The following is a 13,745-nucleotide window of genomic DNA, read 5'->3' on the forward strand; positions in this document are numbered from 1 at the left end:
TGCCTTCCCGGGCGATTTCTCTTTTTTGAAGCAGCCGTTCCCCAACCCGCTTACGCAAGCGCAAGCGGGACGGCTGTACAGCGGGGGATCTAGCGGGAGGTCATGACCGCGATGCGGGTGATTCCCGAACGTTCAATGGACGCCATGGCCTTGGCGACCTGTCCATAATTCACGCCTTCATCGGCTTGCAGCCGGACGCGCACTTCCGGGTCCTTGGCTTTCACATCCTTGAGGCTGGTCTCCAGGAGTTCGGGTTGCAGCTCGGACTTGTCCAGATAGAACTTGCCGTCCTTGTCTACACTGACGATCACCGGGTCCTTCTGCTCGGCCGGAGCGACGGCGTCGGTCTTGGGCAGGTTGACCTTGATGGCATTGGTCATCAGCGGCGCCGTCACGATGAACACCACGAGCAGTACCAGCATCACATCCACCAGGGGCGTGACGTTCATCTCGCTCAGTACTTCATCGCTGTCTTGGGTTGAAAAGGACATTAGCTAGCCTCCCTCATGTCAGCGGCGGTGTGGGATATCGGCTGGCGGGTCACCACAAAGGCGCTGCGCTGGGCCAGGCTGTCAAAGTCGTGGGCGAAGTCTTCCATCAGGGCGGCGGCCAGCTTCAGGCGGCGCAGGAAGAAGTTGTAGACCAGTACCGCAGGAACCGCGACGGCAATCCCTACACCGGTCGCGATCAGGGCATGACCGATAGGGCCTGCCACGGTTTCAAGGCTGGCGGAGCCGGAGGCACCGATGCTCTGCAGGGCTTCCATGATGCCCCATACGGTACCGAACAGGCCGATGAAAGGCGAGGTACTGCCGATACTGGCGAGAACGGCCAGACCGCTTTCCAGCGCACGCCGCTCCTTCTGGATCTGCTGGCGCAGGTTGCGTTCAAGGCGGTCCGAGCGGTTGATGGTCTGGGCCAGCTGCTGGGTATTCTTGGGGGACTCGGTGGTGACCAGTGCGGCAAAGCCGCTGTTGGCGATACGGGCTAGAGCGCCTGGGTATTGCGCAGAATGCTCGGCGGCAGTGAGCAGATCCGGCGCCGCCCAAAAGGCTTTCTGAAAGCGCTTGTTCTCGCCTTTCTGCTTGGTGAACTGGATACCCTTGATGAGCAGGATCGCCCAGGTCACTACGGAAAACAGAATCAGCGCCCAAAGTACGCCGGGAACAATCAAGGAAGTCAGTGAGCTGTTCATATCGTTACCCTCGTAAATCGTCTTGTCGGTACAAGCGGCCGCTGGTTATTGAGGCAGCTTGAAATCAATGGTCTGTGTGGCGAAGCCTTCGATAGGCGTGTCGCCGCGCTTGGCCGGTATGAATTTCCAGCCGCGTACCGCTTCTACCGCTGCATCATCCAGCTGCTTCTTGCCGCTAGACCTGGTCACGTCCACGCTACCAGCACGCCCATTGGGCAGGACGCGGATGCGCAGGGTGACGCTGCCTTCCCAGCCCCGGCGCAATGCCAGCGAGGGGTATTCAGGCGGCGGATTACCCAGACTGGCGAGGCCTGAAACCGCAGCGGTTTCCTTGACCGGCGCCGGTGGGGCGGGCGGTGCAGGCGGCGCTTTGGGAGCCGGTGGCGCAGGGGTTGGCTGCGGCGGCGCGGGTGGCGCAGGCGGTGTAGGCTTTTGCACGGGCTTAGGCTTGGGCTTGGGTTTTTCAACCGGCTTGGGCTTTGGCTTCTCGGGCTTGGGCGGTGGCTTGACGGCATTCTCGTCCACCGGTGGCGGCGCAGGCTCCTCGACCTTGGGCGGCTCGGGTTCCGGCGGCGGTGGAGGTGGTGGCGGAGGAGGGGGCGGGGGCGGCTCCGGCGCAGGCGGCGTAGGGCTAGAAAATTCCACGACCATTTCGGGGATCTTGGGTGGTGTTTCCAGTTGTTCAGCCGGCGCATTATTGATATACCACCAGATACCGCCATGGAGCAGAAGAGATAAACCTGCCAATAGCGATAAGTCTCGACGCGATACACTACGTAACGAAGAACGGTTCGGTTTGAACGGTATATCTAATACCTGAGTTTGGCTCGCCTTATTGGTATGAAGCCCTCCGGCTTCAACTTTAGTAACAGCATTACCCATCAAACGTCCTCTGCATTAAATCGACAACACGAAGCCATCGAGCCAATAAAGGCCCGCTCCAAGTAACAGCGCGTCGTAATTAGTTAGGACGTTGCTTACGTTGTAGTATTGGCTGCATCAGTCGAACAGGGCTTTTGGCCCTTAGTTACCAAAAGTGCGTTCAGCACATTGAGGCAATCCGATAAGTACGGCGTTGTTGTTTTCATCTTAATTCCCAGCGGGTTGGTGAGAATCATCAACGTCTTTTACTGAGCAATGCATGTGCCAATGTAACGAGAATGTATCAAATTTCTGAATGGCTGCTGAATGGTCGCAAAATTGGAGCATTTATACGGTCAAGCGACTTTTTGGTGTCAGCTCAGATACATTTTTTGTTGTGTGACTGCACTGTTTGTGTGCGGTCATCTCTTTTTTAGAGCAGGCAGGGTGAGAATAAACTGAAGTCATTTAATAACGCATGAAATATTTTATAAATTGATGATAAGTGCCCTTAATGTGACTAGTTGGTCATTAAGTTTTGTTCATCAAGTTGCGAGTATGCCGCATCGTTTGATAACTAATTAAAATAAATAGTGATGAGGTTATAAACGAACCGCGCCTTAGCTAAGGCACGGTTAAGCGGAAGGAAAGCTTGCAGGACGTGTTACTTTACCGAGGCGACTTCATCCTCGGTCGCTGTGATTTCCACACCAAAACTGCCATCCGCCTGATGAGCCCAAAGCCTGGCGTAGGCACCTTTTCTGGCCAGGAGTTCCTGGTGGCTGCCGTCTTCGATAACTCGCCCCTTATCCATCACCAGGATTCGATCCAAGTGGGCAATGGTGGATAGACGATGTGCAACGACCAGAACGGTCTTATTGCCCATGATTTCATCAAGGCTGTTTTGAATAAGGCGCTCCGTCTCCGAATCAAGACTGGATGTTGCTTCATCCATAATGAGAATCGGAGCGTTTTTTATCAGTACCCGGGCAATGGCGATACGTTGCCGTTGGCCGCCGGAGAGTTTAACGCCGCGCTCACCTACCAATGCTTCATAACCCTGCTCCATGTGTTTAATGAAATCATGGGCATGTGCACGGCGTGCTGCTATTTCAATATCATCCTGTTTGGCTTTTTCTTTTCCATATCCGATGTTTTCACTCAACGTGCGATGAAATAAACCAGGCTCCTGGGGAATGAGACCTACTTGTCGGTAAAGCGACTCATATGTCATGTCGCGTATTTCATTGCCGCCAATTCGGATGTTGCCCTCTTGCGGTTCATATAGGCGAAGTAACAAGTTTAATAATGTGGACTTTCCTGAGCCGGAATACCCCACTATCCCCACGCGTTGTCCGGCCGGTATTTTGAGTGAGAAGTTTTGGAGTATAGGGCGGGTGGCCGAATATCCAAACGTCACATTTTCAAGCTCAATATCGCCGCGCTCGATTTTTATGTCCTGTGCCGTTTCTCGGTCCGGGTATTCATGGGGTTTTATTAAGGTATCGACACTGTTCTGAATATTGCCGCTCGACTCAAAAAAGTGCAGGAACTGATAACTTAGGTATTTGGCGTTGGCCACGATCAATAAGCCAAGGCTGGCGACCATGACGAACTGAGCGACATCGATTCGCTTTATGTGCCAAAGATACAAGGCCAGAATGATCAGACCCAGCCGCAGAACTAAAGCCATGGCATCCTGAAACCAGCGTACCCGTTCCATGAAGAAGAACGAGCGACGGGCCGCCTGCTTTTCCCGGGACAGATAACGGTCCAGGTACTGCCGCTCATACTGGTTTCTGGCAAAAAGCCGAACGCTGCTCAGGTTGGTGACAGCATCGACTACTTTGCCGGAGGTGGTGCTGCGTGCTTCCGCATGGGCATGGGCAAACACTTGGGCACGTCTGGCCATCTGGTAAGAGGCCGTGACATAGATGAGCATCCAGGCCAAAAGGCTCAGGCTCAACCAGACGGACGCCGTAGCCAGCAACAACAGCGAGCCGATAAGTGTCACCGCAATCGGCATAAGCTCCACCACGGCCATATAGTTGATTTCGAGCAGTCCCACGCTGGCTTCACTGATGCGCTGGGACAGACTGCCAGCAAACCGTTCGCTGAAATAGCGGTGGGAGTGCTGTTGCAGATAGGCGAAAAGATCGCCGGTGACCCGGCGTTTCTGCATCGGCCGCACAATGATCATGCAGATACTCATGGTGCGTGAGAACAGCATTTCACCTAATGCCAATCCGGCCAGCAGCAGAAGGTAGGGCAGGCAGGCCTCCAGTACATCGGTGCTGCTCCAAAGTCCCTGGCTGACAGCGCCGGTGATTTCACCGATGGCATAGGGAATCAGTGTGGTACAGGCCGCTGCACAGAGTTGCAGCAGAACGATGGCTATATTCCAGCCAGGATACAGCCGGTTGTAATGCCAGATAAACGCCCGCGGCGTGCCGGGTGGAATCGTCAGGGGTTCAGCGGGATCGTCAGACATCGGATAGTCCTGGCTACGTCGAAAGATCAGCAACAATCACAGCGAAAACGGCCCGGTTACCTGCTATGAGAGGAGGCGACCGGGCAAGGCGGGGATAAGCTAGAGCGTGAGCGTGAATCGGCTGGTCAAAACGCCGGGCAACAGGGTTGAGTCGGTATGTCGCTGACCGTAGGTGCTGTCGCTGACGCACAGGTCGCGCCGTTGGGTCACGGCTTCCAGGCTGGAGCCCAGGAAATTGAAGACGCTGTCATCAAAGCGCATCGTACTGACTGGCGCGACGATCTCTCCATTTTCTACCCAGAAACAGGCAAAGCGCGTCATGCCGGTCAGACGAGCCACGGTGATATCCGAATAATTCAGGTACCAGAGATTGCCGATATACAGCCCGGTATCCAGGGTTTTCAGAATGGCGTCATCAGCCAAATCCCCAGCTTTCATCACCAGCGATTGTGAGCTTTCGCCATTGCCGGCGCCGTTCTGCGTCAGACCGTACTCACGTGCACTGCGCGGGCTGACGAGCTGGCCAACCATCCTGCCAGCCTCGACGAGCGGCTGGTCCTGCCGTTGGAACCCGGCCGGGGTGAACGCAGGAGCCAGTGAGCCAGATGCCTGCTCCGTCCAGCTTACCAATGGGCTGAGCAGCATGTGTTCACTGTGCAGTTTTTGCAGTGCACTCCGCTTGGTTGCCAGTTGCCGAGCAGAAAAACTGCCCCAATTCAGCAGGCCTACCACCTCGTTCAAGGCCGCTGGAGCAAGGTATGCACGGTACTCACCGGGCGAAAGCTGCCGGATTGGCTTGTTGAAGTGCGCAAGCTGACGCTGGGCGCTGTCCATCTGTGCGGCTACCTGTTCGCGATCCCAGGAAGTGCCGGCATACATGGATTTGACGGCATTGCCCTTCGGCTCGAAAAGGCTCCAGTCAAAGGTGCAGCTGCTGGCTTCGTGCCAACCCAGGCTACCCCATGAGCTGGCAAAGCCGCGATAGACAGGGCCGCCGGCATAGAAGCCTACAAGGTCCTGAGCACCCGCCAGTGTGCTGACCTGCTCGGCGATTCCCCCTGCTGAGGCAAGATTACCCGACTGAATGTTTTCACTGCGCCAGGGGCTGGTATCCATCAGCAGGTAGGGATCTGCCGGCAGGGCCGCCACGAGTTTGCGCAATGAAGCCAATGCATCCTGCAGGGCGCTGCGGTCGGCCGCGGGGTTACCTGATAGCGTCACTTTGAAGCTGGCATGGCGCTCACCCTGGATCAGCTTGAGCGTTGCCTCCGCCTGTTGAACATGGCCGGCCTGTCGGACCTTGGCATGATTGAAGCGGACAAAATCGGATGCTTCAGCGCTGTACCAGAGCGTGAAGTGTTCTTCAGCTGATACGGCGGTACGCAACCAGTCCACTAGGGCTGCGAAGACATCGGCCGGTTTTTCGGTGGAGGCGAGTGGGGTTATAGTCATCAGGCTTCTCCTCCGAATACATCGACGTGGCTGAACACACAGGCGGGACTCGCATGGCCGACCCGAATAGCCTGGTTGGGCTCACCCTTGCCGCAATGAGCGGTACCCATGACTTCGCGCGTCGAGGCATCGCCCACTGCCGACAGGCTACGCCAGAACTGAGCGGAAACGCCGCGGTAGTTGGGATTCTTCACAACATGGGTAAGCTGCCCATTCTCGATCATCTGCCCCCATTCGCAGCCAAACTGGAATTTGTTACGTGCGTCGTCGATGGACCAGGAGCGGTTGCTGGCCATGAGCACGCCCCGCTCGATCCTGGCGATCAGCTGCGCAAGGGACTGGTCGCCATTTTCAACGTTCAGGTTGGCCATCCGGTCGATGGGAGGGCGGTTCCAGCTGCAGGCCCGGCTGTTTGCGACGCCTGCCATGCCACTGCGTCGTTGTGAAAGTGCACCCCCCAAGGGTCGCTTGAGAATACCGCCTTCAATCAACAACTCCTTACGCGCCGGGCTGCCGTCATCGTCATGGCTGTAGCTGGCAATCTCTTCGGGAATGTCGGGATCGAAGCTTACGTTGAGCAGCTCGGAGCCGTACCGGTAATTTCCGAACATGTCGGGTGTGACAAAGCTCGTTCCCGCATAGTTACGCTCGTCGCCCAGGATGCGATCCAGCTCTAGCGGATGACCGATGGACTCATGAATCTGGAGGATCATCTGATCGGGCATCAGCAGCAGATCAAGCGTCTCATTGGGTGTGTTCGGCGCGAGCAGCAATTGCAGCGCCTCATCGGCCAGGCGCGGTGCGCAGCCGATCAACCCGATGCGCTCCACCGCTTCCCGACCGCCTTGCTGACCCAAGCGGCCAAAGCCGAGGGTACGGGTCTGTGTATCGGTGCCGTCATAGGCGGTGACGTGCATGTCGGGGAAGAGAAACCGCTGGGCCTGCCGTACGCAGGCGCCGTGGTTGTTCAGGTAGATTTGCTCGGTCTCGACAATGTTGAGCTGGGCGGACCAATCCACGAAGCGCTCGTTGCCCGGAACGGAAGCAGATTCCGCCGCCAGGATGTCGAGCCATTCGCGGGTATCGGGAAAGGCCTTGTCCAGGTTGGGCGAAAGGTAATCCGCCTTGGCCGTGGCCACCGGCATGTCGGTAAAGTCGATCAGGCTATGCCGGGCCAGTGCCTGGGCATACTGCTCGGCCTGCTCGAGGGCTTTCTGAAGGCCGGCTACGGTGAGGTCCGAGGTTGCTACATAGGTCTCGATCCCATCCAGGCGAACATAGACCATTGCGCCTTCGTCCTTCTGGAAGAAGGGCGGATCGATGACATTTCGGGTGACGCTCAAGGCATGGGTGGTTTCGCTGACATAACGCAGGGACCAGGTGTCAGCGCGACTGTGAAGTAAGGCGAAGCGTTGTTGCAAAGACGCAGTCACATCGAACATAGCGAGGGTATTCCTCATATCCGAAGCGCCCGGGTACAGACCTTTTGAGTCTCTACCGTGCACTTATCTGGACTCATTCAAGTCCGCCAAAACAGAAAAGGAACCGTGTTGGTGCCTGATCCGCTCCTTTTGTTGTTCTCATCCAAGAGAGCTGGGGTCTATGAAAAAGTTGTGCCAGGTTTAATCAAGGCAAAATGCCTGTATGCCTTGGTTTAGACCGGCTCGAGCTGTTTCAGCAATGCTGAGGGGAAAGAATAGACGGGTCGGGGAGGGAACGGTATGAAACTACCATGAAAGGACTGGACGCAGCGTGGACTGCGTCCAGCAGTTGGATCAGGGCTGTCCGACGTGGATGACGATCTTGCCTACTGTACGGCCGGACTCGCTTGCCTCATGGGCCTTGGCAATGTCTTTCAGCGCGAACTCGGCCGACACGACCGGACGCAGATGACCGCTGTCTGCCAGACGTGCCAGCTCCTGCAGGATCTCGGCATTGGGCTCGATGAAGATAAATGCACTGCGGACATTGTGGGCCGTGGCCTTTTCTTCCGACGGCGGTGCAACGATGGAGACCAGAATACCCCCAGGCTTGAGTACGCTGAAGGACGCTTCCTGCACCTCGCCGCCTAGAGTATCGAAGACCAGATCGGCGTCTTTTACGATTTCCTGGAAATTCTGGCTCTTGTAGTCGATGACCTGATCAGCACCCAGGGATTCGACAAGCTTGCGGTTCTTTTCGGAGCAGGTGGCAATCACCTGAGCGCCGCGCCATTTAGCCAGCTGTACAGCCAGTGTGCCGACGCCGCCTGAGGCCGCATGAATCAGCACCTTCTGACCCGGCTGGGTCTGGCCCACATGCACGATAGCTTCCCAGGCCGTGATACCGGCCAGGGGCAGGGAGGCGGAATCGGCATGGGACAGCGTCTTGGGTTTGCAGGCCACTTCGCTTTCGCGCACCGCAATGTATTCGGCGTAGGTGCCATTGCGCTTGATGTCCGGGCGGGAATAGACCGCATCGCCTTTCTTGAAGCGAGTAACGCTCGCACCGACTTCTTCAACGATGCCGGAAACGTCCCAGCCCAGGGTCACAGGCAGGTCGTAGGGCAGCATGTCCTTCAGATAACCCTGGCGGATTTTCCAGTCGACGGGGTTGACCGAGGAAGCCACCACACGAATCAATACATCGTCGGGGTTCAGGGTCGGCTTTTCCACGTCGGTATAGGTAAGGACACTGGCATCGCCATAGGAGTGAATCTGAACAGCTTTCATCGAATTCTCCATGAAGTAGGGAGAGCGGCCGCCGTGGCCGTCTGTATAGGTGATGTTGTTAGGTTCTTTTCAATGCAAGAGTTGCATTGACCTGCTTCAGGTGCGAAGTAGTTAGCGTCTCGCTTGTCATAAAACACGTTGAATCAAGGCGTTTTCCCGTTTTCAAGCCATGCCGGTCGTCTGGCCAGACAAATTTCAGGCGACTCCTGCGGGTCTAGTGCTTACCGCATGATGACTGTCTGCTAGAGGTTTCATGAAACGTACGTCTGATAAAACGCTTCCTGTGCTGCTTATTGTAGTCGCCGTGCTTGTCCTGGCGCGACTGGCAGCACCTTATGGTATCCACCGCTACGTAGAGCAGACGCTCAACGAAATACCGGGGTATCGAGCCACCATCGAAGACGTGGACGTCAGCCTGTTGAAAGGGGGCTACACGCTCAAGAACGTTCGGATCGAAAAGGCCAACGGTGCAGTGCCGGAGCCGTTCTTCGAGGCTGAGCGCATCGATAACTGGACCCAATGGGGAAAGTTTGTCGATGCAAAACCTGTGGGACTGATGCACATGTATCGCCCGGTGCTGACCTTTGTACTGGCAGACAGCGAAAGTCATAGTCAGACTGGAATCGATTCGAGCTGGTTGCAACAGGTCGATGCCTTATCGCCGCTACCGCCTAACCAGTCGGAAATCCATGATGGAATAATTCAATTGATCGACAAGCGTCCAGAACGCCCCGTGACGCTTTACATCAGTAACATAGAGTCGGTTACTCGTAATCTAGCCAATGCAGACAATGTCGATGATCCGCTCTGGGCAGAATCAGAAATGACGGGTAATCCCATGGGGGCCGGCAGCATGACGACCCGCCTGCGTCTGGATGGTCTGTCGCCCAACCCGACGTTTGAGATGGATAGTGCAATCGATGATTTGCCGCTCAGCCGGCTGAATGATTTTTTCCGGGCTTATGCCAATATCGATGTCGAGCAGGGCACGCTGTCTTCACGAACACACGTCTCGGCGCAACAGGGTAACTTCACGGCCTATACGAAGCCCCGGTACGAAAACCTCAAAATGGTTTCGCTGGAAAAGGACGTAAAGGAAAAGGGCGTATTGGGCACTCTAAAGGAAGGCATCGCCAGTGTGGCGGCCAAACTGACTGATCAGGATGACCCACAGGATCTGGACGACGGCGTTACGCTGCGGCTGGCAGGCGTCATCAATGCGAATGAGCTTCGGCTCGATCCCAAGGCATCCTTCCGGCAGCAGTTTATCGACTCGGTGGTGCCAGGGGCTCATTAGCCGGGCGGCAAGGCGAAGGGTGCTTTCGCCTTGCTTGCCAGTCACTGATTAATGCCCGCCAGGCCCTGCCGGATATCGTCGGTATTGGCAGGACGCACCAGACGAGAGACTTCCTGGCCGTTTCGAAAGAAGATCAGCGTAGGCCAGAGCTTGACCTTGAAGGAGCGGCCTAGTCGCCGGCCGCTGCCATCCTCGATCTTGAGATGACGAATAGCTGGGTGATCCTGGAAGGCTTGCTCAATCAAAGGTTGTGCGGCCCGACAGAAGCCGCACCAGGGCGCGCCGAACTCGATGAGTGTGGCACCTTCGAGCGCATCGACCTCATTGCGGCTGGGCTCCTGCGCAGCATAGGTGGTGTTCATAGCCATAAAGGGACTCCTGAAATGTCAAGGGATACCTTACAGCAGACCACCGATCGCCAGGGAATATCTCGAAAGCCGTTGCCATGTCCTACAGCGATATAGCAAAAGGCTTACACGGCATTACCACGGTTGGCGCTATGACGCTGCCGGGCTTGTGCGTAATCTACACACATCGGACAGCAGCGCAGGACGCGCTCATACGAAGGTCAAGGATGATGACCGAGCCAGGATGGCAAACTCGATAAGGACATTGAGTCCGGTCAGAAAACCCCGCTTAGGCGGGGTTTTTGTTTGCCTGCTAAAAAGTGCCGCGCATGAAAAAGCCCGCCGGAGCGGGCTTTCCAGTATTACCGCGTTACAGCTTGAAGCGTGCCACCATGGTGTTGAATGAGGTCGCCAAGCGGGACAGTTCCTGGCTTGAGGCGCTGGTCTGGTTAGCCCCTGCGGCAGTCTGGGCCGACAGGTCCTGGATGTTGACCAGATTACGGTCGACCTCCCGGGCGACCTGGGCCTGCTCTTCGGACGCACTGGCAATTACCAGGTTGCGCTCGTTGATCTGCGATACACCTTCGGTGATCCGGGTCAGCGCATCGCCGGCAGCAATCGCCAGGCTTTGGGTGTTAGTGGCCAGCGACTGGCTCTTCACCATGGCTTCTACTGCCTGATCTGCCCCGGCGCGTACCGTACTGATCATGCTTTCAATCTCTCCGGTGGAGGCCTGTGTGCGATGGGCCAGCGCACGCACTTCATCGGCTACCACGGCGAAACCACGACCCTGCTCACCGGCACGGGCCGCCTCGATCGCGGCGTTCAGCGCCAATAGGTTGGTCTGCTCGGCGATGGCGCGGATTACGTCCAGCACCTTGGCGATATCGCGCACCTGACCAGCCAATGTGCCAACCTTGTCAGTGGAGGCGGTGATTTCCGATGTCATGACATTGATGGCCGTTACGGCTTCCTGCACCTGATGGCGGCCGGTCATGGCGTCCTGGCTGGTCGCCTGGGAAACTTCGGACGTCGAAACAGCGTTACGTGCCACTTCTTCCACCGCAGCGGTCATCTCATTGACTGCCGTGGCGGCCTGCTGGATCTCGTCATTCTGGCGAGTCAGTCCCTGGGTACTTTCCTCGGTTACCGCACTGAGCTCTTCGGCTGCCGATGCCAGCTGATGGGAGGCATGGGCAATTTCCTGCAGGGTGTCCTTGAGGCTGCCCTGCATATTGGACAGTGCCACCAGTAGCTGGCCGGTCTCATCCTGGGTATGAGCCTGAATATGCTGGGTCAGATCTCCTTGGGCAATGCGCTTGGCGCTATCCACCGCCGAGTGCAGCGGACGAGTAATCATGCGAGTGATCAGAAGACCCAGACCAATGGCCAGGAAGAAGGCGATGATAATGCCCGTGAGCAGCGTCAGGTTGGCGCTTTTCTGCGTATGCATCGCATCGGCGGCACTTTCTTCGCTCTGCTTGATGTTGATGGCCAGAATGTTCTTCAGCTCGCCAACAGCCTTGCGATAAGCCGGATAGGTCTCGCTGTTGGTTATCTTCACAGCGGTCTCAAGCTCCCCCCGACTCAGTGCCGAGATGACTTTGTCCACGCTGGCAGTATAGGCGGGCCAATCGTTGGCAAATTTGTCGCCTTCGGCCTTTTCCTCGCCATCCAGAGGGGTCGCTCGATAATCCACGAATGCTTTATCAACCGTCCCGCCGTTCTCTTTCAGCGAGTCCAGGGCTATTTGAACTTCGGCGGGCTCCGCATTCGTGGCCTTGAGTGCCAGCACTTTGTAGAGATCGCGGTTATGGGCAATGACGTTTCGGAAGAGCGTATTGACCGCCAGTACCGAGGCCAGATCGTTGTGGATCGCGTTGTCCAGATCATCGGAGAGCGAGTCGATGCTCTGTTTGCCCAACAGGCCGACCGCCAAGGTGATCAGTGCGCATAAAAGAAAGGCAATTAGCAACTTTGTTGCAAGTCTTGCATTGGCAAACCAGGCCATGGTGTGTCCCTGAAATAAAGGTGAGCGAGGTCTGAACACCATCGCTCTAGCATGAGTAATCAAACGTATTTAGTGGGCGTAGGGCATCGTTTAGCTGAGTTACGCCCATTACTCACCCTTCGTCATACATCGACTGGAAGGCGGGAAACTTGAGTTGTAATGAGGGATGGTTGGCGAAATGCTGTTGAAAGGATGGCATTTATATCGCTCTGTTCTACAGTTCTTTAGTCAGACTATTTGCTTCGTCCTCTCTAGGGTGGGCGTTTGACGACTTCCTCTAACAATCACAATAAGGAATGCAGAATGGCTTTCGCGCGTCGCGAATTTCTTACTGTTTCACTCACCTCGGCCGCAGCGCTGGCGGCTGGCAGTGCGCTGGCAGCTACCAATACCCCCTCCGGCGATCCGTTTGGCCTCACCCGTGACTGGAACGGGACACCGGCTACCGTCATGCCTGATCCTGCCTGGGAGATTCATGACAAGGCATTTACCGGGCGGCTGGGCAATGCGATGGTAGAACGCCTCTGGAGTGGCGGTCGCTGGACGGAAGGCCCCGTATGGATGGCGGATTGGCGCTGTCTTCTCTTCAGTGACATTCCTACCGGGCGAATCCTGCGCTGGAATGAGGATGACGGTCGCGTCACGGTGTATAGCGCCCAGTCCAATAATGCCAATGGCCATACGCGTGACCGAGAAGGACGGCTGATCAGCTGTGAGCACGACAGTCGTCGGGTAACTCGCTTGGAGCATGACGGCACAATCACGGTGCTGCTGGACACGTTCCAGGGTAAAAAGCTCAACGCGCCGAACGATGTGGTCGTTGCGGCTGATGGCGCCGTCTGGTTTACCGATCCGGGCTATGGAATCCTGGGGGCATACGAAGGCCATAAGGCAGACTTTGAGCTGCCGACCAATGTCTATCGCATCGATCCACAAAGTGGCGAGGCCCAGGTGGCCGTGGGAGATTTCCAGCGTCCTAACGGTATCGCGTTCTCGCCCGATGGCAAGCAGTTGTATGTCAGCGATACGGCTGGCGGCGGTGATCCGGGCAAGCCCTGCCACCTGCGGGCGTTTAACGTGGGCGAGGGCGGCAAGCTTGATGGGGGGCGTGTCCTGATCGATGCAAAGAACGGTGTAATCGATGGATTCCGCTGCGATAGCGATGGCAATCTCTGGTGCAGCTGGGCTGGAGATACGGCTAACAACAGTGTTCGCGTCTTTTCGCCTGAAGGTCAGCCACTGGCTACCCTACATCTGCCGGAAACAGTGTCCAATGTGGAATTTGGTGGGCCTAAGGGCAACCGCCTGTTCATTACGGGTGGGCAGTCACTCTATGCTACCTATGTGAATGCAACAGCTGCCCGTCGCAGTTGAGCGGCA

Annotated in this window: 11 protein-coding genes and 1 pseudogene; 2 read left to right on the forward strand and 10 right to left on the reverse strand. The window is 56.6% G+C overall.

What is annotated here, in order from left to right; all coding sequences use genetic code 11:
• Positions 1-89: 89 nt before the first annotated feature.
• The 7 genes from JQR86_RS03005 to JQR86_RS03035 form a co-directional block, all read right to left on the reverse strand.
• Entirely contained in the window at positions 90-491 is a 402-nt protein-coding gene (locus JQR86_RS03005; protein ID WP_010795766.1) for an ExbD/TolR family protein, read from the reverse strand.
• Positions 491-1,195 (reverse strand): MotA/TolQ/ExbB proton channel family protein, encoded by a 705-nt coding sequence (locus tag JQR86_RS03010; protein ID WP_219651062.1) that lies wholly within the window; start codon positions 1,193-1,195, stop codon positions 491-493. The genes JQR86_RS03005 and JQR86_RS03010 overlap by 1 nt, the downstream gene beginning before the upstream one ends.
• Positions 1,196-1,240: 45 nt before the next feature.
• Positions 1,241-2,077 carry an energy transducer TonB gene (locus JQR86_RS03015; RefSeq protein WP_434154309.1) on the reverse strand — a complete coding sequence of 279 codons (837 nt, stop codon included), beginning with the start codon at positions 2,075-2,077 and terminating at the stop codon, positions 1,241-1,243.
• A gap of 643 nt (positions 2,078-2,720) precedes the next feature.
• Positions 2,721-4,547, reverse strand: a complete 1,827-nt coding sequence (locus JQR86_RS03020; RefSeq protein WP_434154310.1) for an ABC transporter ATP-binding protein — start codon at positions 4,545-4,547, stop codon at positions 2,721-2,723.
• 99 nt (positions 4,548-4,646) lie between these two features.
• Positions 4,647-5,999 carry a TldD/PmbA family protein gene (locus JQR86_RS03025; protein ID WP_312270454.1) on the reverse strand — a complete coding sequence of 451 codons (1,353 nt, stop codon included), beginning with the start codon at positions 5,997-5,999 and terminating at the stop codon, positions 4,647-4,649.
• On the reverse strand, positions 5,999-7,441 hold the full coding sequence (locus JQR86_RS03030) for a TldD/PmbA family protein (RefSeq protein WP_434154831.1): 1,443 nt from the start codon (positions 7,439-7,441) through the stop codon (positions 5,999-6,001). Before JQR86_RS03030 ends, JQR86_RS03025 begins: the two co-directional genes overlap by 1 nt.
• Before the next feature lie 333 nt (positions 7,442-7,774).
• Positions 7,775-8,710, reverse strand: coding sequence for an NADP-dependent oxidoreductase (locus tag JQR86_RS03035; RefSeq protein WP_434154311.1), 936 nt, complete (start codon positions 8,708-8,710; stop codon positions 7,775-7,777).
• Between the two features lie 253 nt (positions 8,711-8,963).
• On the opposite strand from JQR86_RS03035, the gene JQR86_RS03040 reads away from it, so the two are divergent.
• Complete coding sequence (locus tag JQR86_RS03040) at positions 8,964-10,007, forward strand: DUF748 domain-containing protein (RefSeq protein ID WP_434154312.1); 1,044 nt, start codon at positions 8,964-8,966, stop codon at positions 10,005-10,007.
• A 41-nt stretch (positions 10,008-10,048) separates the two neighbouring features.
• On the opposite strand, the gene JQR86_RS03045 is transcribed toward JQR86_RS03040, so the two are convergent.
• From JQR86_RS03045 to JQR86_RS03055, 3 genes and pseudogenes are all read right to left on the reverse strand, one after another.
• Entirely contained in the window at positions 10,049-10,375 is a 327-nt protein-coding gene (locus JQR86_RS03045; RefSeq protein WP_434154313.1) for a thioredoxin family protein, read from the reverse strand.
• A gap of 349 nt (positions 10,376-10,724) precedes the next feature.
• On the reverse strand, positions 10,725-11,588 hold the full coding sequence (locus JQR86_RS03050) for a methyl-accepting chemotaxis protein (protein ID WP_409438677.1): 864 nt from the start codon (positions 11,586-11,588) through the stop codon (positions 10,725-10,727).
• Positions 11,589-11,630: 42 nt separating this feature from the next.
• Positions 11,631-12,407: pseudogene (locus tag JQR86_RS03055) on the reverse strand (MCP four helix bundle domain-containing protein); the annotation flags it as partial.
• Between the two features lie 261 nt (positions 12,408-12,668).
• Between JQR86_RS03055 and JQR86_RS03060 the strand changes: the two are divergent.
• A complete protein-coding gene (locus tag JQR86_RS03060) occupies positions 12,669-13,739 on the forward strand; it encodes an SMP-30/gluconolactonase/LRE family protein (RefSeq protein WP_434154314.1) in 1,071 nt (356 codons plus the stop codon).
• The last annotated feature ends 6 nt before the right edge of the window (positions 13,740-13,745 follow it).

The organism is Pseudomonas sp. JZ134 (assembly GCF_051027695.1).
GTDB lineage: Bacteria > Pseudomonadota > Gammaproteobacteria > Pseudomonadales > Pseudomonadaceae > Chryseomonas > Chryseomonas luteola.